This is a genomic window from Caldisericum sp., assembly GCF_049967455.1.
Taxonomy (GTDB): domain Bacteria; phylum Caldisericota; class Caldisericia; order Caldisericales; family Caldisericaceae; genus Caldisericum; species Caldisericum exile_A.
Map to the genome: position 1 here is coordinate 25,748 of NZ_JBMFSR010000004.1, position 21,274 is coordinate 47,021.

Sequence of the window (21,274 nt, forward strand, 5' to 3'; positions counted from 1 at the left end):
ATAGGAAGGGGAAAAAGTGAAAAAGCTTTTGATTGTTTTGGTTGTTTTAATTTTGTTGTTTGCTTTTTCTTCTCCTGTAATAGGAGATGAAGGGATAAGCGTCTCTGTTGAAAATACATTGGATGTCCCTGTTTTTAAAGTATTTACGTTTAAAGTGCAAAAGGAAGTCTTGAGTAATGCACAGAACTTTTTACTTTTAGACAATGGCGTCCCCCTTCCTATTTATTTTAGTGAAGATAATGACAATTTTACATTTAAAGTTGCGCTTTCGATAGGAGCAAAAGAAAAAAAGATATTGAAGTTAATCCCACAAGATAGTAGTCCTCAAATTAAAAAAGATTTCTATATACCTAATTTTATTGGTACTCAATTTATTGTGCCAAGAAAAGGAAGAGTTTTTATAGTTTCGTATGGTGATTCTAACAAGGTATCAGTTTTAGATAAAAAGTCTAATAATGTTGTTTTTGAGAAGGAGCTCAAAAATTTAGATTCTGTTTTTGTGGACCTAAAAGATGATTCGGTTTTTAAAGTAAGTTCAACTAAACCTATTTTTGTTGAATTTTCTACACTTACTCCTCCTTTTGACAAAAACTCTTCCGATGACGTTAGTGCAGTTTTTGGAACATTCTTTAAATTGTATATTCCTAAAGTATTGTTTATAACAACTACAAAAGATACAAATCTTAAGATTACAGATACTAATGGAAATGTTTTAGTTAACACTCAGCTTAAGGCAAATTCATTTTATGCCAACACTAAATTAGCTCAGGGTATTTATACAATTTCTTCTGATAGCCCTGTTTTAATTGAATATGGATATGCAGATGATAATGTTTTCGCAACGCTTTATGGCATTGATTCTGCGAATGTTATATCATTTGGAAGACTTGGAATTTCATCTATTTTTGATAATACGACAGTTTCAGTTAAATTTGACGATAAAACTTCAGCCTTTACTCTTGATAAAGCAAACGATTTTAAATACTTAGATATTCTGAATCCTAACGATTATATGAAAAACAATACGGAATACAAGGAAGTTTTTATCAATTTTTCAAAACCCGTCCTTATTTATACCTATTCCCAATATGGAAATGTCGATGGAGAACAAATTCCGTCATTTAATAATGGAACTCTTTTTAGATTCCATACTGGTATTGTAACAAAAATTTTTGGAGAAAGGCAAAGAAGAGTTGTTGTTGTAGGCACAGAGGAAAATACAAACTTGAATTTCAACGGAAATAGTTTCACTTTAACTCCATATACTCCAAAAATATTTCTTTTTAATGATAGTTTTTCAAAAGTAGATATAACATCAAATAAACAAATTGCTGTTTTTGACCTTGGAATAGAGGGAAACGAAGAGATTTTTACGACGCTTTTACCTCTTGATCTATATAACCCAATAAATGTGGCTCTTTTAACTAATACTGGAAGTCAAAATAACGGAGTGGATAAAATGAATCCAAACAATACAAACTCAAATGCGGTGCAAATTTTTGAAAATATTAAGGTATATTTTTCTAAAATTTTGAAAGATGTTTCAACATTTTTTGCAGGAATTTTTACTCAGAGTAATGTTAGCACACTTCTTGATGTTATTAAAACTTTCTTTAAAGGGATCGCATCAAACATTTTGGGTTTTTTAAGACCTATTTCTGAACAAATTTACCCATACATTTCGAATTATTTTCCAGGTTTAACTGTTGATATAGTATCTTCCATTATTTTTGGATTATTTGTCTTCATAATCATAATCCTTATAATTCCTAAAGGAAAGAAAGAAAAAATCCCAGTTGTAAAAATTGAGGAAGTTAAAAAGAAGCCTATTGCATTTAATGTTAAAGATCTTGAAGTTAAGGAAAATGCACCAATTGAAGAGATACCCGTGAAACCTAAAGAGATTCAAGAGGAACTTCCAAAATTAAAGACAATACCGGTTAAACCACCAGAAGAAGTTGTAAAAGAAGTGCCTAAAGAAGAAATAGAGCCAACACGACGAATTTTCAGGCCTGCTCCTCCAAGGAGAGCTGATAGGTTGACAATTGAGAAAGAAAAAATAGGAAAGCCAAAAGAAGAGGCTTTTAAGGAGCAAAAAGAAGAAGTTCCTACAAAAGAGGAATTCAGAAAAGAAGAGGAGAAAAAGTTTGAGGAAAAAGAAAAAGTTGAGCTCGAAAGCAAGGCTAAAACTGGTGAAGTTTCAGGGGAAGTAATTAAACCAAAACCTGAGGAAAAATCAGCTTCTCGACATGAAGAAGTTTTACCTATGGAAACAGTTTCTGAAACAGGAAAGGCTGAAAAGGTAGAAAAAGTGCCAACCGAAGAAATTGTTGAGAAGCCCTCTGTTGTTGAAGAGCCATCCGTTGAATTCGAAAAAGAAGTTAAAGAAGAAATTAAAGAAGAGCATGAAGTTTCCTTTGCAGATTTTGCACAGCCCAATCTTGAAGAAATTGAGAAGGTTGAGGAAAGTGTTCAAGAGGAAAGGGCAACCAAGCAAGAAGAAACAGTTAGCAAAGAAAAGATTGAGGAAAAAACCAAAAAAGATGAGTTTAAATCAACATTTGAAGAGCTTTTAAAGAAACTTGAGGAAGAAAATCGTAAGAAGCGCGAAGAAAAGATTGAAAAGAGTCTCACAAAAGAAGAAAAAAGTGAAATTGAGCAAAAGCCATCGCTTGATGAGACTAAACGATTTACCAAAATTGAGCTTAAATCAAAATATGTAGCAGATGCTTCTGTTTTAAGAAAAATCTATGAAAATGATAAACTCCCACAAGAAGTTAGAAACGATCTTCTTTCTAAAGCATGCATTTCTGCTTCTCAGAAAAGTGAAGTAGCTCATATTGTGGAAGGAAGATTCCGAATTACCGTAATTGGGCTTACTACCATTGAAGAGAGACTTGCAGAAGATATAGCTAAAAGGGTTTCTGGAAAATATACAACAGGTGAAGCAATTCTTATTGCAAAGAAATTAAGACTTACAGATGTTGTTGTTGACGATAAGCCCAAACTTAAAAACTATCAGGGGATTAACATTTATTCCTTAGAAGAGGTTATTTAGTTTCTTTTTCAAGAAGTGTATATAACTTACCTGATAATTCAAATGTCGTGTTTAAAGTTCTTGCAATTATTATGGAGTTTTCTTCAGCCTTCTTTATAGTTTCTTCTGGTACAGGTTCTCCCTCTGTTATGATTATTATAGGCACTCTTTTTATTACTGCAACACCTACAACATTTACATTTGTTTGAATTGTAATCCAGGTGCTTTCTTCATTAGCCTTAGCAAGAACTCTACTTAAAAGATCACATGCATAGGCTTCTTCAATGTTTTTTTCGAGAATTTCTTCATTATATTTTGTAAGGATCTCCAATTGCAATTCTTTAATTAGGTCTTTTATCTTCATTTTGATTCCCTCCCTGTTGATTTCTTCGTTCCAAATTTCAAAAGTTAAGTATGTTCCTTTTCCATACTTTGAAGTTATGATAAAAAAGTCTGAAATCTTTTGAATGTTTTTGAGGCCCATTCCAGCACCAAATCCTAACTTTCTTGCCTTTTCAGATGCAGTAGAGAATCCAGGAGTAAGTGCAAGCAGTAATTTTGGAATTCCAGGACCTATATCTTTTGCAATAGTTTTTATTTTATTCTCATTAGCGTAAGTTTTTATTATGCCAAATTTTGCATGTATTACAATATTTGATTCTGCTTCATAAGAGCAAACGCCAAGTTTTCTCAGATTTTCTTTCTTAAGAGCTGGATATTTTTTATAGAATTCAAATTCATTGAGCGCTTTATCGAGTGTTTCTCTTGTTTTTAAAGTCCCGTCCCCTAAATGTTCAAAATCATCACCAAAAACAAAAAATTCAGAAATTAATATTGTAGTTTCCAAGGCGCACCTTGAAGACCTTCCTTATAGAGAAGTCCGCATGTCACAAACATTATATTCTTTGTCCTTAAAAGTATGATTTGTTCTTTTTTTGCAAGGTCTATTGTTGCCTGCTCTACTGGTTTTCCTCTTACTATTAGAACAACTGGAATATCCAGTATCTTTGCAGTTTTTACAACAGATGGATTCGTGACGCCAGTAATCAATAGTATTGCTTCCTCTTCTCTGCTTATAACAAATAGTGTGTCCGATAAGAGATCGGCAGCGAAACCATATTTAATGTTTGCTTCCCAATTTCCCACACTCTGCAAGATTTCTGCGTCAACAATTTTAATAATATCTTCAACCCTCACATTTATATTTTAACAGATTTTACAAAAATGTGAAATTATTTGTGTAAAATATCACTCTTATATTTTTACGACATAATTTAATTGTTTCTTTTTTATAATGATTTTATTCAAAAATTTTATAGTGAAATAATAAACAAATATATTGCAAAATTTTCATTTTTGAATAAAATAATAAGTGATGGCAGAAAAAAAGAAATTACTTTGTGATAGTTATAGCAAATGTGTAAGAGCATCTGAGTTCCTATCTGCGATTGGAAATCCCATAAGAGTTGCAATTGTATGCTATTTAACAACTGGTGAAAAAACCGTTAAGGAGATTGTAGAAAAACTTAAGATGAAAGAACCAACCGTGTCTCTTAATCTTTACAGACTTTATAGGGCAGGCTGGGTGACACGAAGAAAAGTCGGAAGAAGTGTTTATTACAAGCTCAAGAGTGAAAAGTATAAAAAAATATTAGAGGAAGTAAGTGAACTCTATGTTTCACAAGATCACAAGATAAGCGTATAATTTTCGAAAGGAGGAAAAATGGAAGCAAAAAATTTTCCCGCAGTAGACATGGAGATTAGAAAATGGGGAGCTAAACCAGAATCTCTTATCCAAGTTTTACATGGCACGCAGGAGGCACTTGGGTATTTACCAAAAGAAGTTCTTGTTTACATTTCGGAAAAACTTAATATTCCTCTTTCAAAGGTTTATGGTGTTGTAACTTTTTACAACTTCTTTAAACTGACAAAAGATGCCGATCACGTTATTATGACCTGCATGGGTACTGCCTGTTATGTAAAAGGAGGTGAAGCGGTATTAAATGCACTTTGTGAAAAGCTGGGTATAAAACCAAATGAAATAACAAAAGATGGCAAATTTGCAGTTAGGATTGTCCGTTGTCTTGGTTGCTGTGGTCTTGCGCCTGCAATAGCAGTTGATGGAAAAGATATATACGGGAAGTTAACTCCTGAAAAGGCAATTGAGATACTTGAGAGGTACATGTAGTGAAAGAGCTTTCCTTAAATATTCTCGATATAATTGAGAATTCTTTGAAAGCCAATGCCAAAAATATAGAACTTAATATTCTTGAGGATGATAATAAGGACTTACTATTAATTGAAGTGAGAGACGATGGTGTGGGTATGGATGAGACCTTATTAAAAGAGGTATTTGATCCTTTTACAACGACTTCCAAAAATAAGAAAGTTGGCTTGGGTCTTCCTCTTCTAAAACTTGAAGCAGAATCATGTGATGGAGGAATTTCAATTGAAAGTGAAAAAGGGAAAGGAACAACCGTCAAGATATGCTTTAGAAAATCTCATATAGATACTCCTCCCTTGGGTGATATTGCAAGTACAATAGTTTCAGTTGTTGCCACTCATCCAGAAATCAATTTCAGATATAGGCATGAAGTAAACGGAAAAGTCTTTGAAATTTCAATTGAAGATTTGAAAAAAATTTGCAACGAAACAATTTGTACTCCTTTGGTATTAAATGGAATTAGAGATTTCTTAAATGAACAAATAAAGAGCTTGCATGGAGGTGCATAGATGGACAAGATTAAGTCAATCGAGGAGTTAAGGAAGTTAAGGGAACAAGCGCAGGCGTTTCTTAAGACAAGACAAGGAGAGGCAAAAGTAAAAGTCTACATCAGTATGGGCACAGTTGGGATTGCTGCAGGTGCAAGAGACGTCCTTCTTGCGATACTTGATGAACTTCAGAAAAGAAATTTTACAGATGTTCAAATCATCGAAAGAGGCTCAATGGGTCTTGATGTTGAGGAACCAGTTGTTGCCGTCGAAAGAGATGGTATACGTGTTTATTATGGACACGTTACCCCCGAAATGGCAAGAGAAATAGTTGCTTCTCATGTAATTAATGGTCAAATTGTAAGCGACTGGGTAATTGCAAAGGAGTAGTTTATGAAAATTTATAGAATTCATGCACTTATATGTGCTGGAGCGCAATGCCTTGCTGCGGGTGGTAACGGTTTTGAAGATGCGCTTAAGGAAGAACTTAAAAAGCACGATCTAACTGAAGAAGTAAATATCGTTGAAACAGGTTGTATGGGTTCTTGTCAATTAGGACCCTTGATGGTTGTCTATCCAGAAGGTGTTATTTACACGAAGGTTAAGCCAGATGATGCAAAAGAGATTGTTGAAGAGCACTTCCTCAAAGGGCGCCCTGTAAAAAGGCTCCTTTGGAAGCAAGAAGAAAAGCAATTTCCGACACTAAACGATGTTCCGTTTTTTGCAAAACAAACAAAAATTGTCTTAAGAAACTGCGGTATTATTAATCCAGAAGATATAACTGAATATATTGCTCAAGGTGGTTACGAAGCACTTGCCAAGGCAATTACCGAGATGACAAGGGAAGATGTTATTAAGGTTGTCAAAGATTCAGGACTTCGTGGTCGTGGAGGCGCAGGATTTCCTACGGGACTCAAATGGGAACTTGCTTATAAGCAAAACTCCGACACTAAATACATAATATGTAATGCAGATGAAGGTGACCCAGGTGCCTATATGGATAGGTCCGTTTTGGAGGGAGACCCACATTCTGTGCTTGAAGGAATGGCTATTGCAGGATATGCAGTTGGTGCACAGAAAGGTTATATTTACATAAGAGCAGAATATCCTCTTGCAATAAAGAGGCTTGAAATAGCAATTAAGCAAGCAAGAGCCTCAGGTTTGCTTGGCAAAAATATTTTAGGTACCAACTTTTCATTTGATATTGAATTGAGGATGGGTGCAGGTGCATTTGTTTGCGGAGAGGAGACTGCACTTATTAACTCCATTGAAGGAAAACGTGGTGAGCCAAGGAAGAAACCTCCATTTCCTGTGGAAAAAGGTGTTTTTGGGAAGCCAACTGTTATTAACAACGTAGAGACACTTGCAAATATTCCAGTTATTATTGAAAAAGGGGCATCTTTCTTTAGAAAGTTTGGCACTGAGAAGAGTCCTGGCACAAAGGTATTTGCACTTGCTGGAAAGGTTAATATTACAGGTCTTGTGGAAGTACCACTTGGTACTTCTCTTAGAACAATAGTCTTTGACATTGGTGGCGGAATTCCTGAGGGGCACACCTTTAAGGCAGCGCAAACAGGAGGTCCTTCTGGAGGTGTTATTCCTGCAGAGCATCTTGATGTGCCAATGGATTATGAAAATCTCCCACAACTTGGGACAATAATGGGTTCTGGCGGTCTTATCATAATGGATGAAACGAGCTGCATGGTGGATGTTGCAAAATTCTTCTTAAAATTTACTGTAGATGAGTCCTGCGGTAAATGTACCCCTTGTAGAGAAGGAACTCGCCAAATGCTAAATATTTTAGAAAAAATTACTACAGGTAATGGCACAATGGAGGATCTTGATCGGCTTGAAAGGCTTGGAAATATAATTAAACTAACTTCGCTTTGTGGTTTAGGGCAAACGGCTCCCAATCCTGTATTGTCAACTCTTAGATATTTTAGGGATGAGTATATTGCACATATAAAGGACAAGAGATGTCCATCTAATGTTTGTTCAATGAAGGGGGAGAAAAATGAAAGGAAAGTCCTTAATAGACGTCTTACATGAAATTCAGGAAGCAAATCCTGAAAATTACGTCCCTGAAGATTTGGCTTTGCGTGTTTCTGAGACTTTTAAAACATCACCTTCAAAAGTCTATGGGGTGCTCACTTTTTACACAATGTTCTCTGCAAAACCAAGAGGAAAACACATTGTTCGAGTTTGCAGGAGTTTATCGTGTCATCTTGCAGAGGGAGAAAAAATTGTAAGGAAATTGAAGGAAGAGTTAGGGATAGATTTTGGAGAGACAACCGAAGATAAGGAGTTTACGCTTGAAGAATCAAGTTGCCTTGGAATGTGTTCAGTTGCGCCTTCAATGATGATCGATGATGTTCCTTTTGGAAATCTAAAGGAAGAAGACATACCTCTTATTATTAAAAAAGTTCGGGAAGGTGCATTATGAAACTCTATAGAAGCCACATATTAGTCGCTGAAGATTCTAAGAGTCTTGCAAAAGGTGCAAAAGAAATAGAGGAATTATTAACAAAAGAGATAAGAAACATAGGATTGGAAAATGAAATTCTTGTTGCTCCAACTGGAAGTCTTGGATATGAGGATTTGGGTGTAGCAATTGCTGTTTATCCAGATGGCGTGATATATGCACCCGTTAAACCAAGCGATGTACCTCTTATTGTCAAAGAACACCTTTTAAAAGGACGGATTGTTAAAGAGATTGCACATGAAATCGGAAAGAAAGATGTAATTCTTAAAGAAACTCGTGCGGAGCGAGTGCTTTCAATACAAGAAAGAGTATTGCTAAAAAGAGTGGGCATGATAAACCCGGAGTCTATTGAAGAATATATTGCTGAAGATGGTTATTTAGCTTTAGAAAAGGCTCTTGAAAATGGGCCTGAGTGGGTATTAGAAGAAGTCAAGGCATCTGAGTTAAGAGGTAGGGGTGGTGCAGGATTCCCAACAGGAAAAAAGTGGGAATTTACTGCAAAAGCAAAAAGTGATGTTAAGTATGTAATTTGTAATGCAGATGAAGGAGAACCTGGTACATTTAAAGATAGAGTAATAATGGAAGGAGACCCACACCTCCTTATTGAGGGCATGATACTTGCAGGATATGCGACAGGTGCAAATTATGGATACATTTACATTAGAGGTGAATATGACCTTTCAATTAAGAGACTTCAAAAGGCCATAGATCAGGCAAGATCGTATGGATTCCTTGGAGAAAATATACTGGGCTCTGGTTTTAACTTTGATATAGAAATAAAGAAAGGTGCAGGTGCTTATATCTGTGGCGAAGAAACTGCCCTTATAGAATCAATTGAAGGAAAACGTGGCGAGCCAAGGAAGAAACCTCCATATCCACCAACTTATGGCCTTTGGGGAAAACCTACTGTAATTAACAATGTTGAAACATTAGCAAATATTCCACCAATCGTAGTAAATGGTGCCGAATGGTTTAAAAAATTTGGAGTTCCAGGATCATACGGTACTAAACTTTTCAGTTTAATGGGGGATATAAATTACAAAGGTGTAATCGAGATCCCATTTGGGGTTAAGCTTTCATCAATAATAAACGATGTCGGTTTCGGTGTAAAAGGTGGCAAATCTCTTAAGGGGGTAATTTTGGGTGGAGTTTCTGGAAGCCTTATAACTCCCGGAGAGTTAGATACACCTGTTGATTTTAATTCACTTGCTAAAATTGAAGCAGGGCCCGGATCTGGTTCTATTGTGGTTTTAAGCGAGGATAGATGTATTGTTGATATTGCAAAAAATATTGCATATTTTTTTAGACATGAATCCTGTGGAAAGTGTACGCCATGTAGGGTTGGCACAGAGGAAATGTACAAAATAATTGATTATATTTCAAGAGGTCTTGGTGAAGAAAGTGATCTTACAAGACTTGAAAAACTATCTACAACAATGAAATTAACTTCTTTTTGCGGGTTAGGACAAACTGCTCCCAATATAATTTCTCAATCACTTGTTAAATATAGAACTGAATGGCTTGAGCATATAAAACAGAGAAAATGTAATGCAAATGTTTGTGAATTTGAAGAAATAACCGAGGAGGTATCAAATGAGTGAATTAGTGAATGTTAAAATCGATGGTAAGCCCTATCAGTTTGAAAAAGGCACTACAATTTTAAAGGCCTGTAAATCCATTGGCATAGAAATTCCAACTCTTTGCTATCTTGAAGGTATTGCAGAAGAGGGTTCCTGTGGAATGTGCGTTGTGGAGGTAAAGGGTTCAAGAACGCTTCAAAGAGCATGCATTACTGAAGTTACAGAGGGTATGGAAATTACTACTAATTCGGACTTAATTTATGAAGCTAGAAAAATGAATCTTGAACTTGCGCTTGCCCATCACCCTTTGGACTGTATGACTTGTGATAAAGATGGGGATTGTGTCCTTCAGGATCTTGCGTATCAATTTGGAATAAAGAAGAGCCAATTTCTTGATGAAAAAGATGCTTTCGTATATGAGAAAGAAACACCCTGGGATAAAAACCCATTTATTCAGTTTGATCCACAGAAATGTATTCTCTGTAGACGTTGTGTTGATGCTTGTGAAAACCAAGCAATCGTTGAGGCAATTGCTATTGCAATGAGAGGTTACAAGTCAATTGTATCAACTCCTTTTAATCTTCCTTTAGAAGAAACTAATTGTCAATTCTGTGCTGAGTGCGTTCAGGCTTGTCCAACAGCAGCATTAATTGAAAAACCACGAATAGGCAAAGGAAAAATCTTCAATTTTGAAAAAACGGATACTATTTGTGCTTATTGCGGTGTTGGCTGTAATTTAACAATTTTTAAAGATAAGAATAATAATCTTGTAATGGCAAGGGGAGTAGACAGGGAACCAAATAAAGGTAGATTATGTGTGAAAGGAAGATATGGTTATGAATATGTGAATTCATCCGAAAGACTTACAACTCCCCTTATAAAAGAAAATGGAGTTTTCAGGGCTGCAACCTGGGAAGAAGCCCTTGACTACACCGCAAAAAGATTACTTGAGATAAAGGATAAATATGGACCTGATGCAATAGGCGTGCTTGGATCTGCTCGTTGCACAAACGAAGACAACTATGTAGTGCAAAAATTTGCAAGAGCAGTTATAGGAACAAACAACATCGACCATTGTGCAAGATTGTGTCATGCCTCAACAGTTTCAGGTTTAGGTAAAGCTCTTGGAGCAGGTGCCGCAACAAACCCTATAGATGATATTAAGAATGCAGATGTTATGTTTGTAATTGGTTCAAATACAACTGAAACTCACCCTGTTATTGCTCAATTTATAAAGGAGAACAAAAAGAAAAAGGGAGCAAAACTTATAGTTTGTGATCCAAGAAATATTGATCTTGCAAAATATGCAGATATCTTTATCCAACACTATCCGGGAACTGATGTTGCTCTTTTAAACGGAATGATGAAGGTAATAGTTGATAAAGGACTTATTGATAAGGAATTTATTGAAAATCATACTGAAGGTTTTGAAAACCTCTTAAAGGTCCTTGATAAATATGATCTTGACAAAGTTTCTGAAATTACAGGAGTTGATAAAAAGCTTATAGAAACTGCCGCAATAACCTATGCAAAAGGTCCAAATTCGATGATTTTCTATACGATGGGAATTACGCAACACCATGTTGGAGTTGATAATGTCTTAAGTATCGCAAATCTTGCCTTGATTACAGGGCATATCGGAAAAGAGGGAAATGGCATTGATCCTTTAAGAGGGCAGGCTAATGTGCAAGGTGCATGTGATGTTGGAGCATTACCTGATGTCTATACTGGTTATCAAAAGGTAACTGAAGAAAATGTAAGAAAAAAATTCGAAGAATTTTGGAAGGTTAAACTTCCAGAAAATATTGGCTATGCTGTTTCTCAATTTGGAGATCTGGCACTTGAAGGCAAATTAAAAGCAGTTTATGCAATGGGCGAAAACCCTCTTGTAACGGAAGCTGATGTTCGTCATGTAAAGGAAGGTTTTGAGAAACTTGAATTCCTTGCGGTTCAGGATATTTTCCTTTCGGAAACAGCTCAAATTGCAGATGTTGTCTTTCCTGCGAAGGCTTCTTATGAAAAGTTTGGTACTTTTACAAACACTGAAAGAAGAGTACAACTTTTGAATCCAGGAAGAACACCGCATCCAAATGTAAAAGATGATTGGCAAATTGTTTGTGAAGTCGCAACCCGTATGGGTTATCCAATGCACTATAGGGATGCAGAAGAAATTTGGGAAGAAATTCGTGAATTAACACCATCTTTAAAAGGCATTACATATAAGAGGCTTAAGGAAAATTCTCTTTTGTGGCCATGCCCAGATGAAAATCATCCAGGAACAAGAATTTTGCACTATGGAGGTAATTTCAAACGGCCCAACGGAAAAGCACTTATATCAGCTGTTGAATTTGAACCACCTGTTGAAGTTCCTGATAGCGAATATCCTTTTATCCTTACAACCGGAAGAATTTTGTTCCACTATCATTCAAGGAATGAAACTCGAAGAGTTAAGGTACTTGAAAGTTTTGTACCTGAGAATTTTGTTGAAATAAATCCAGAAGATGCAGAGAAACTCAATATAAAAGATGGAGATAAGGTAAAAGTTAAAACAAGAAGGGGAGAAATTGTTGTAAAAGCAAAGGTATCTACAAAACCGAAGAAAGGTGTTGTATTTGTAAGTTTCCACTTTTCGGAAGCAAATGCAAATATTCTTACAATTAATGCAATTGATCCTATTGCAAGAATTCCCGAATTTAAGGCGTGTGGGTGTGCAATAGAAAAAATTTAAATAAAGGAGGTAAGTATGAACGATGTAAATTTCTTTCCACCAAAAGATGTTGCAGCTAAAATGTGTGAAACTGGGGTTGGAAAATGCAGACTTCCGCTTTTAAAGATGTTTCTTCTTGCAATCCTTGCAGGTGTTTACATTGCATTTGGGGCTCAACTGTTTTTACTTGTAGGGTCTGACTCAACTCTTGGCTTTGGTTTTACAAGGTTTCTTTCAGCGTCTGTCTTTACCGTAGGCCTTATGATGGTAGTTATAGGTGGAGCAGAACTTTTTACTGGTAATAACCTTGTCCTTATTGCAGCTCTTGATAAAAAAGTTAGTTGGGTAGAACTTCTTAAAAACTGGGTTGTTGTCTACATTGGAAATTTTGTTGGATCAATTCTTATTGCTGCATTTCTTTTGTGGGGTGGGACTTGGTCTTTAAATAACACGCTTGTAGGTTCGAATGCCTTAAAGGTTGCCTTGTCCAAAACTTCGCTTACTTTTGCACAAGCATTCTTTAGGGGTATTCTCTGTAATTGGCTTGTATGTATGGCAGTTTGGATGGCAATGGCTTCTAAAGATGTAATTGGAAAACTCTTTGCAATCTATTTCCCAATTATGGCTTTTGTTGCCTCTGGTTTTGAGCACTCAGTTGCAAATATGTTCTTCATACCTTACGGAATCTTCTTGAAAGGAAACCCAAAAGTACTTGAAGCAGCAGGGAAAACAATTGCTGATGTTGCTAATCTTAATTGGGGAACACTTTTTACTGTAAACCTCATTCCTGTTACCCTCGGGAACCTTGTCGGTGGTGCATTCTTTGTTGGATTTATCTATTGGGTTGTGTATTTAATGAATACGAAAAAATAATGAAAATAAAACCTGTTATCCTTGTTGGTGGTAAAAGTAGACGATTTGGAAGCGATAAATTCTTCCTTACTATTAATGGTAAATTAATTTTTGAAAGAACTTATAGAATACTCAAGGATGTTTTTCAGGAGGAGCCTGTCTTCATTGGGAGGCAGGCTCCTATTGGAAATTATGAATTTTTAGAAGATTTAATACCTAATTTGGGTCCCTTGGGTGGGCTATATACTGCTTTGAAAGTATTTGATGTGGATTTTGTTTTTCTTACCGCATGTGATATGCCATTTATAAATAAAGAGGTTTTAAAATATATGAGGGAAAGTTTAGATTATGAAGCAAAGGTTTGCGTTCCGAAACTCGAAAATGGCTACATTGAACCGCTTTTTGCTTTTTATAGTAAGAAACTACTTCCAAAAATAGAAAAAAACATTGATGTTTGCGATTTGAAGTTGAGGAGCCTTTTGGATTTTGATGTTCAATTTTTTGATCCAAATAAAATAAGAAATATTGATCCAGAACTATTGACCTTCCTCAATATTAATACCAAAAATGACTTTGATAAAATCTGCAAAATATTAGAAGATGAAAAAGTTCAAGATTTTGCGGTTTGAAAATGGAAACATTTTTAATTTAGATGATTTTGTTGTTGAGGAGAAAATCCTCAATGTCTTTGCAAATGGAGAACTTGTTCAGTCTGTCTTTTACTCTAATAAAAATGAATTTTATCTTGCCCTGGGTGTGCTTTTTTATAATAACATCATTGTTTCGAAAAACGAAATTTTAAATTATTCATCAAAAGAAAATGATTTTTCAGTAAATTTGTATTTTGAAATTGTCTCGAAAAGATCCAAAAGTATCGATTTTAATGAAATCAATAAAATTGATGTTATTAAAGCCAGTTCACTTTTTACATTAATGAAACAAACTTTGACACACTCAAATACCTTTGCTATAACTGGCGGCACTCATATTGTTTCTGTGGCAACTAAAGATAATCTTCTTGCATATTTTGAGGATATCTCGAGGTTGTCCGCAGTTTTAAAAGTGGTAGGTTTTTTAGTTGATAATGAAATGAGAGACGAGACGCTTCTTTTTACTTCAGGAAGAATTAATTATAACATTGTTCAAATTGCTTCTAAAATAAATTCAAAAATAATTGTTTCTCAATCAGCGGTTTCAACTCTTGCAATTAAAAGTGGAGACTCCCTCAATATCACTCTCGTAGGGTTTTTGCGGGGCAATCGCTTTAATATCTATTCGCATCCCGAAAGAATCTCGCAATAATCAAAAAAACTAAAATTCGCATATAATATCAATTGATGGAAATACATCATATACCTGTATTGTTAAATGAGACAATTGATTTGTTGAATTTAAAGGAAGATTCTATTGTTATTGACGCAACATTAGGAGAAGGTGGACATTCTGTTGAAATTCTTAAAAGAATCCCCAAGGGTTTTCTTATTGGTATCGATATGGATTATGAAACAATTGAAAGGGCAAAGCAAAGGCTTCTTCAAGTTTCTGATAATTTTGTTATAGTTCCTGGTAACTTTAAGGAAATTAAGTCTCTTATTCTTCCTTTTGCAAAAAATGTTACACACATACTTGCAGATTTGGGTGTCTCATCTTTGCAACTTGAAGACGAGTCTCGAGGGTTTTCTTTTATGAAAGAAGGGCCTCTTGATATGAGAATGTGTAGACCATGCACAAGGTATACTGCTTATGACATTGTTAATAATTTTGAGGAAAGTGAGATAAGAGATATTATCCTTTATTATGGTGAAGATCCGCTTGCCTCTAAAATTGCAAGGCGCATTATTGAAGAAAGGAAAAAACATCCAATTGAAACTACAACACAGCTTGCAGAGATTATAAAAGGTGTTTATCCTAAAGGTTATTACAGAATTCATCCAGCAACAAGAACATTTCAAGCACTCCGGATTTTTATAAATCGAGAGCTTGATAATCTAAAGGAATTTTTGGAAAGCGCTCCAACTCTATTGCTTCCAAAAGGTCGCATTGCGATCATTACGTATCATTCTCTTGAAGACAGGCTTGTAAAACAATCGTTTAGAAATAACCCAACATTAAAGTTAGTTAATAAACATGTAATAAAACCAAAAGAGGAGGAGATTGAAAATAATAGGCGTGCAAGAAGTGCAAAATTAAGAGTGGCGGAGAAGGTTGTATGAGACTTAGGACGACAATTCTTCTTGCAGTTTTGTTTGTTCTTATTCTCATTTATGGGGGGCTGTTTTTTGCTACAGTAAAAATTAAAATACAAATTTCAAGTCTTGATGCTGAGATTGAAGCATTGAAAACAAGAAATCAATTACTCACTTACGAGTACCTCAAATTACAAGACCCTACTTATGTCGAAACAATTGCAAAAGAAAAACTTCATATGATTGAGGTTAAGAATTTCTATGTCGTGGAAATTAACCCAAAGTAGCGAAGACATTTTTAAAAGAAGGTTATTGATTTCCTTCTTGTTATTCGTTTTTGTCTTTGTTTTATTTATGGGAAGAGTGGTTGATTTGGCTATTATCAATAGAGGTAGGCTTCTTGCAGAATTTGCTCCTCAGGTAGTTCCAAGTTATGATATTTTAAGAGCAGAACGTGGGGATATACTTGATAGATCTGGTGTGAAGCTTGCAACAGATGAGCTTACCTTTGAACTTGATATAAACCCCAGTATCATTGATAGTGTGAATCTTAATAAAATAAAGAGTATCTTAAAAAGTGATCTTAAGTTTTCCAATGAAGAGTTAAATAAACTTTTTAGTGAAAAATCATATGTACTTGTTTCAACTTCTGTTTCAGAGAATACGAAGCAAAAGATTGACGCCCTAAATTTAAGAGATGGAGTTGTCTTTACTAAGACTTACAAAAGAGTTTATCCCTTTGGTGAAATTGTTTCGCCTTTAATTGGAATTGTCGGTGCAGATGGTAGTGGTCTTACTGGACTTGAGTTATCTTTGGATGACTACCTTAAAGGTAGAAACGGACGCTCTTTTAGAACATTTAATTTTGCCGAGCCTGATGTATTGGGTGCACCAACATATGTTCTTGAACCCGTTAAAGGAAATGATGTAACTCTAACAATTGATATAAATATTCAAGCGAAGGTTTATGAACTTGTTAAAAAATATGTCGAAGAATTCAATGCAAAAAGTGGCTTTGCCATAGTTACAGATCCTGAAACTAATGAAATTCTTGCTATGGTCTCGTATCCTTCTTTTGATCCTACAAATTTTGACAAGATCATGCCTAATCTTCCAACTACCTTTAATTATGAGCCAGGGTCAGTAATGAAGCCAATTGTTGCTCTTGCGGCTCTTGAAGAAGGAAAGCTAAAGCCAGACGATAACTTTTATTGCAGTGGTTCAATTAAAGTCAAGGATAGAATTATATCATGTTGGAAAAAGCACGGAGAAGAACACGGACTTACCGATATCCTTGTTAATTCTTGCGATGTTGCATTTGCTCAAATTGCGCTAAAACTTCAAAAGGAAACTCTTCTAAAATATTTTAACCTTTTCGGTTTTGGTGAAAAGACTCAAATCGAACTTTTGGGGGAAGAGAAAGGAATTGTACCATCCCCAAGAAGCATAGGAGATGTTGAAGTTGCGAATATGGGCTTCGGACAGGGCATTGCTGTAACACAGATTCAGATGTTATCAGCATTAAATGCGATTGTAAATGGTGGAAAACTATATGTACCACACCTAATTAAAGAAATTAAAAACCCCAAAGGAAATGTTATTTATTCTTCTCTTCCGATTCTTCGAAGAACAATTGGAAGTGAAACAAATCTTAATCTTATCAAAAGTGCAATGGTAAAGGTCGTTGAAATTGGTGCACCTAAGGCTAAGATAGCAGGCTATAAGGTGATGGGTAAAACTGGTACTGCTCAAAAGCCGAGTGAAAACGGTGGCTACTCTCATACGAAACTCATATACAGTTTCTTTGGTGCTGTTCCCTATCCAGACCCGAAAGTTTCAGTAATTGTTTCTATAAATGAAACTAGAATTCCTCAATACTCAACAACTGTATCTGCACCCTTATTTTCAGAAATAGGGACATTTCTTGTAAAATATCTGAGGATTGAAAAATGAATGGGCGAACTTTAAAAGAAAAATTTAAAGAATTTGAAGTTTTTGGAAATCTTGACAGAGATTTTTTTGGAATAAAGACAGATTCAAGACTAATACAAAATGGCGATTTATTTGTTGCGTTAAGAGGTGAAAATTTTGACGGACATGAATTTATTGCTGATGCTGTAAAAAGAGGTGCGGTTGGGGTAATAGTTGAGAATGATTTAGAATTTGACAAAGATATCCTCGTTATTAAAGCATCTGATTCAAGAGAGGCGTTTGCAAAAATTTCTTCATTTTTTTATGGTGACCCTTCAAAACGGTTAAACATAATAGGCATAACAGGGACAATGGGAAAGACTACAATAGCATATCTCCTCTATAGACTTTTTAATTTCTTAGGAGTGCCTTCCGGATTTATCGGAACAATTGGCATTGGTATAAAGGACAAATTCTCATTAACAGACTTAGATCCACCAACAACACCGTTTCCTTTTGACTTACACCGATATCTTAAAACAATGTCAGATGATGGAGTAAAATATGTCTTTATGGAAGTTTCCTCACATGGGATTAAGGATAAGCGAATATACGGAATAAATTTTAAAAGGAAAATCCTTGGAACAATGGGAGTTGATCACATAGACTATCACAAATCTATTGAGGATTATTTGAATACAAAAGTTTCTTTTTTTGAGGGTTTTGAATCTCCAATACTAAATGGGAACTCGCTTTTTATCGATAGATTTATTGAGGTTTCAAAAGATCCAATCTTTTATGGTGATGATGTAAAATTTGATTATTCTTTTCAAAACCTTAAAAATCATGGGTTATCAATTTCTTTTGAAGTATATGAGAGTGGGACCCTTCTTGGCACGATAGATTTACCTATTCTGGGTAGATACAATGCCTACAATTTTTTGGCGGTTATATCATACGCAATGTTAGAAGGGGCAAGTTTTTCAAAAATAAAAGAATTTGCAAAGACTGCTTCAGTTCCAGGAAGAATGGAAATTTATACCTTTAAAGGAATTAAAGTTATTATCGATTATGCCCATAATGCTGAAGAAATTGAAAATGTTCTTGAGAGTATCAAGGGAAATGGTAATCATTTAATTGTTGTATTTGGAGCTGTAGGAACCTCTGAAAAAGAAAAACGAATTGCGATGGGAAGAGCTGTAAGTAAATTTGCCGATTTTTGTGTGATAACTTCTGATGATCCTCGTGGTCGCAACGTAGATGAAATAATTAAGGATCTCAAATCTTCTGTTTCAATTGAGCATGAGGTTATACCTGATAGGATTAAAGCAATAAAGTATGCTTTAGAAAATGCAAAAGAAAACGATATAGTTGCAATTCTTGGAAGAGGAGTTGAATCCAAGATGAGATTATCTAACGGAAGCATAATTCATTTTAGAGATATTGATATTGTAAAAGAGGTGTTCCATGAAGATTGACCTTCATGAACTGTTTAAAGATATTTATCATGAAGAGGATTTTCCACTACCGAATGATTACAATAGATTTGTAATTGATTCTAGAAATGTTTCAAAAGGAGATATTTTTATTGCTTTGAAAGGGAATACAACTGATGGTCATAATTTTGTATCCGATGCACTTCAAAAAGGTTCTATTTTTGCAATTGTTGAGAATGATGTAGGAGAAAGCAAACCTGTTATTAAGGTTAAATCAACTGCTGAATTTTTAAAACATCTTGGTAATTTTGCACGAAATAAAATTAATGGCGCAATTTTTGGAATAACAGGAAGCGCAGGTAAGACTACAACAAAAGAAGGTTTATTTCTTGCTTTATCAAAACGTTTTAATGTTGTAAAAACTGAAGGTAACATCAATACCGATATTTCCCTTCCGTTATTTTTTGCAAATGAAGTTTCAAATCTGGAAGATTTTATTGTGGTAGAGATGGGCGTTCAAAAACCAAACGATATGGATGTCTTACTTGATGTAGTAAAACCACATTATGGCATTATTACCAATGTAGGAGATTCTCACCTTGAATATTTGGGTGATAGATATGGCGTTTTAAAAGAGAAATTTAAATTAGCAAAGTTTGTTTTAGATAGAGGCAGTGTTTGTTTTGTAAACGGTGATGACGAACTTCTTCGCCTCGCTTCTAACGGGTTAAAGGGCGTATTTAAAGTTGGATTTAGGGAGGAAAATGATTTTAGGTTAAAAATTCTTCAAGAAAATCTTGATTTTTTGAGATTAAAAATCAATATTCAGGATAGAGCTTTTGAGTTTACGCTTCCATATAATGGATTTGTATATAATGTTGGACTAATTTTTGCTGCTTCAGTTTATGTTGGTGTTGATCCTGATTATGTAGTTTCTGCACTAAAGGAATTCAAACCATATAAAGGAAGAGGCGAAAAGATAAAACTCAGCGGCATGACAATAATTGATGATACTTATAATTCTAATCCTCTGTCAATGAACTTTGCCCTTGAAAGGTTAAGATCAGCAAAAGGACCTATTGTTTTAATTCTTGGGGATATGCTTGAACTTGGCGAATCTTCAAATACTCTCCATGAAAAAGTTGGTGAAGTTATATCAGAGATTAATCCTTACGCTCTTATTACTTACGGGAATCTTTCAAAATTGATGCAGGAAAAAGGAAACGCAAACATTAAATATCATTTTGAGGATAGTGATACTCTTTCTCAATTTTTAAAGACATTCGATTTTCCAAACGGAACTTACTTTTTAGTGAAAGGATCCCGTGCTATGAAGATGGAAAAATTTGTTGATATATTGAAGGAGAGGTATAAAGATGAAAAGTGAAATAATTTTTCTTGCTTTAATGATTATTGAATTTTTCTTTTTGATATTTTTTGAAAAGTACCTTACAGATTTTCTTAAAAGAAGCAATCTTGTTCAACATGTGCGAGAGGAGTTAATTGAATCTCATAAAAAGAAGGAAGGTACTCCCCGTGGTGGAGGTATCATATTTTTAATCTCAATTGCTTTTATAATTCCGCTTCTTTTTGTGTTAAAAGTGCCTTACGATACTTTTAGAAAATTGCTTTTTGTAATTTCTTCAACAATTCTGTTTGGTTTTATTGGCCTTATAGATGATATTTTGACTTCCCGAAAGTCCTCATCTGAGGGTCTTTCAATAAGGAGCAAACTTATTCTCTTTTCGGTTGCAACAGTATTTCTTTTTTTTGTCTTCAAAGATATAATGAGTTTTAATGTAATATTTCTTGGTTTGAATTTGAATTTTGGACCGATTCTTTACTTTTTACTCTTTTTTATTATGATGGTTGGTTCAGTAAATGCCTTTAATCTTACAGATGGTGTGGATGGATTGCTTGGAAGTATTGTGTCTATAATGCTTTTAACTTTCATTTTTCTTTCATACCTTACAAAGAATTTCCTTTTACTCGGATTTTCTTTATCTTTGCTTATTTCTATTCTTGCGTTTTTATGGTTTAATAGCCCAAAAGCATCAATATTTATGGGGGATTTGGGTGCCTCGGCTCTTGGGGGTGCAATTGCATCTCTTTCGATAGTTTTTAAAACAGAATTATATCTTCCCTTTATTGCAATTATCCCAGTTATTGAGGCAATTTCTATTTTTATACAGATTGCTTACTTCAAGGCAACTCATGGTAAAAGAGTTTTTAAAATGACCCCAATTCATCATCACTTTGAAATTTTGGGCTGGTCAGAAGCAAAAATAGATTATAGATTTAGTGTTATTACAGCATTTATGGTGATAATAGTTGTAGTGTTAAAAATTATAGGATTATAGTGGAGGTAGAT

General features: G+C 34.7%; 20 protein-coding genes. 18 read left to right on the forward strand and 2 right to left on the reverse strand.

Annotated elements, in window-relative coordinates:
• The first annotated feature begins 16 nt into the window (after positions 1-16).
• A complete protein-coding gene (locus ACP5SP_RS02490) occupies positions 17-3,058 on the forward strand; it encodes a hypothetical protein (protein WP_428075987.1) in 3,042 nt (1,013 codons plus the stop codon).
• On the opposite strand, the gene ACP5SP_RS02495 is transcribed toward ACP5SP_RS02490, so the two are convergent.
• Both ACP5SP_RS02495 and ACP5SP_RS02500 read right to left on the reverse strand, forming a co-directional pair.
• A complete protein-coding gene (locus ACP5SP_RS02495) occupies positions 3,051-3,884 on the reverse strand; it encodes a hypothetical protein (RefSeq protein ID WP_424586589.1) in 834 nt (277 codons plus the stop codon). The genes ACP5SP_RS02490 and ACP5SP_RS02495 overlap by 8 nt on opposite strands.
• Positions 3,866-4,234 carry a hypothetical protein gene (locus tag ACP5SP_RS02500; RefSeq protein ID WP_416085454.1) on the reverse strand — a complete coding sequence of 123 codons (369 nt, stop codon included), beginning with the start codon at positions 4,232-4,234 and terminating at the stop codon, positions 3,866-3,868. The genes ACP5SP_RS02495 and ACP5SP_RS02500 overlap by 19 nt, the downstream gene beginning before the upstream one ends.
• A gap of 178 nt (positions 4,235-4,412) precedes the next feature.
• On the opposite strand from ACP5SP_RS02500, the gene ACP5SP_RS02505 reads away from it, so the two are divergent.
• Genes ACP5SP_RS02505 through mraY form a run of 17 tightly spaced genes read left to right on the forward strand, consistent with a single transcriptional unit; the run spans position 4,413 to position 21,263 of the window.
• Positions 4,413-4,742, forward strand: coding sequence for an ArsR/SmtB family transcription factor (locus ACP5SP_RS02505; RefSeq protein ID WP_424586590.1), 330 nt, complete (start codon positions 4,413-4,415; stop codon positions 4,740-4,742).
• An 18-nt stretch (positions 4,743-4,760) separates the two neighbouring features.
• Positions 4,761-5,225 carry a complex I 24 kDa subunit family protein gene (locus tag ACP5SP_RS02510; RefSeq protein ID WP_424586591.1) on the forward strand — a complete coding sequence of 155 codons (465 nt, stop codon included), beginning with the start codon at positions 4,761-4,763 and terminating at the stop codon, positions 5,223-5,225.
• A complete protein-coding gene (locus ACP5SP_RS02515) occupies positions 5,225-5,770 on the forward strand; it encodes an ATP-binding protein (protein WP_416085457.1) in 546 nt (181 codons plus the stop codon). The genes ACP5SP_RS02510 and ACP5SP_RS02515 overlap by 1 nt, the downstream gene beginning before the upstream one ends.
• On the forward strand, positions 5,771-6,139 hold the full coding sequence (locus tag ACP5SP_RS02520; RefSeq protein WP_416085458.1) for a (2Fe-2S) ferredoxin domain-containing protein: 369 nt from the start codon (positions 5,771-5,773) through the stop codon (positions 6,137-6,139).
• Between the two features lie 3 nt (positions 6,140-6,142).
• Positions 6,143-7,798: an NADH-quinone oxidoreductase subunit NuoF gene (gene nuoF, locus ACP5SP_RS02525; RefSeq protein WP_428075990.1), complete on the forward strand. Its 1,656-nt coding sequence runs from the start codon at positions 6,143-6,145 to the stop codon at positions 7,796-7,798.
• Positions 7,764-8,192, forward strand: coding sequence for a complex I 24 kDa subunit family protein (locus ACP5SP_RS02530; RefSeq protein ID WP_424586594.1), 429 nt, complete (start codon positions 7,764-7,766; stop codon positions 8,190-8,192). The genes nuoF (ACP5SP_RS02525) and ACP5SP_RS02530 overlap by 35 nt, the downstream gene beginning before the upstream one ends.
• Positions 8,189-9,832 carry an NADH-quinone oxidoreductase subunit NuoF gene (nuoF, locus tag ACP5SP_RS02535; RefSeq protein ID WP_424586595.1) on the forward strand — a complete coding sequence of 548 codons (1,644 nt, stop codon included), beginning with the start codon at positions 8,189-8,191 and terminating at the stop codon, positions 9,830-9,832. The genes ACP5SP_RS02530 and nuoF (ACP5SP_RS02535) overlap by 4 nt, the downstream gene beginning before the upstream one ends.
• Positions 9,825-12,539: a formate dehydrogenase subunit alpha gene (fdhF, locus tag ACP5SP_RS02540; RefSeq protein ID WP_424586596.1), complete on the forward strand. Its 2,715-nt coding sequence runs from the start codon at positions 9,825-9,827 to the stop codon at positions 12,537-12,539. Before nuoF (ACP5SP_RS02535) ends, fdhF begins: the two co-directional genes overlap by 8 nt.
• 15 nt (positions 12,540-12,554) lie before the next feature.
• Complete coding sequence (locus ACP5SP_RS02545; protein WP_424586597.1) at positions 12,555-13,391, forward strand: formate/nitrite transporter family protein; 837 nt, start codon at positions 12,555-12,557, stop codon at positions 13,389-13,391.
• Positions 13,391-13,999, forward strand: a complete 609-nt coding sequence (gene mobA, locus ACP5SP_RS02550; RefSeq protein WP_424586598.1) for a molybdenum cofactor guanylyltransferase — start codon at positions 13,391-13,393, stop codon at positions 13,997-13,999. The genes ACP5SP_RS02545 and mobA overlap by 1 nt, the downstream gene beginning before the upstream one ends.
• The gene (locus ACP5SP_RS02555) at positions 13,971-14,672 is read left to right on the forward strand and encodes a formate dehydrogenase accessory sulfurtransferase FdhD (RefSeq protein WP_416085465.1); all 702 of its coding nucleotides are present in this window, start codon (positions 13,971-13,973) and stop codon (positions 14,670-14,672) included. The genes mobA and ACP5SP_RS02555 overlap by 29 nt, the downstream gene beginning before the upstream one ends.
• Before the next feature lie 35 nt (positions 14,673-14,707).
• Positions 14,708-15,583, forward strand: coding sequence for a 16S rRNA (cytosine(1402)-N(4))-methyltransferase RsmH (gene rsmH / locus ACP5SP_RS02560; protein ID WP_416085466.1), 876 nt, complete (start codon positions 14,708-14,710; stop codon positions 15,581-15,583).
• Positions 15,580-15,843: an FtsB family cell division protein gene (locus ACP5SP_RS02565; RefSeq protein ID WP_424586601.1), complete on the forward strand. Its 264-nt coding sequence runs from the start codon at positions 15,580-15,582 to the stop codon at positions 15,841-15,843. Before rsmH ends, ACP5SP_RS02565 begins: the two co-directional genes overlap by 4 nt.
• On the forward strand, positions 15,818-17,509 hold the full coding sequence (locus ACP5SP_RS02570; RefSeq protein WP_424586602.1) for a peptidoglycan D,D-transpeptidase FtsI family protein: 1,692 nt from the start codon (positions 15,818-15,820) through the stop codon (positions 17,507-17,509). The genes ACP5SP_RS02565 and ACP5SP_RS02570 overlap by 26 nt, the downstream gene beginning before the upstream one ends.
• Positions 17,506-18,945, forward strand: a complete 1,440-nt coding sequence (locus ACP5SP_RS02575) for a UDP-N-acetylmuramoyl-L-alanyl-D-glutamate--2,6-diaminopimelate ligase (protein WP_428075993.1) — start codon at positions 17,506-17,508, stop codon at positions 18,943-18,945. Before ACP5SP_RS02570 ends, ACP5SP_RS02575 begins: the two co-directional genes overlap by 4 nt.
• Positions 18,935-20,290, forward strand: coding sequence for a UDP-N-acetylmuramoyl-tripeptide--D-alanyl-D-alanine ligase (locus tag ACP5SP_RS02580; protein ID WP_428075995.1), 1,356 nt, complete (start codon positions 18,935-18,937; stop codon positions 20,288-20,290). Before ACP5SP_RS02575 ends, ACP5SP_RS02580 begins: the two co-directional genes overlap by 11 nt.
• The gene (gene mraY, locus ACP5SP_RS02585; RefSeq protein WP_428075996.1) at positions 20,280-21,263 is read left to right on the forward strand and encodes a phospho-N-acetylmuramoyl-pentapeptide-transferase; all 984 of its coding nucleotides are present in this window, start codon (positions 20,280-20,282) and stop codon (positions 21,261-21,263) included. The genes ACP5SP_RS02580 and mraY overlap by 11 nt, the downstream gene beginning before the upstream one ends.
• The last annotated feature ends 11 nt before the right edge of the window (positions 21,264-21,274 follow it).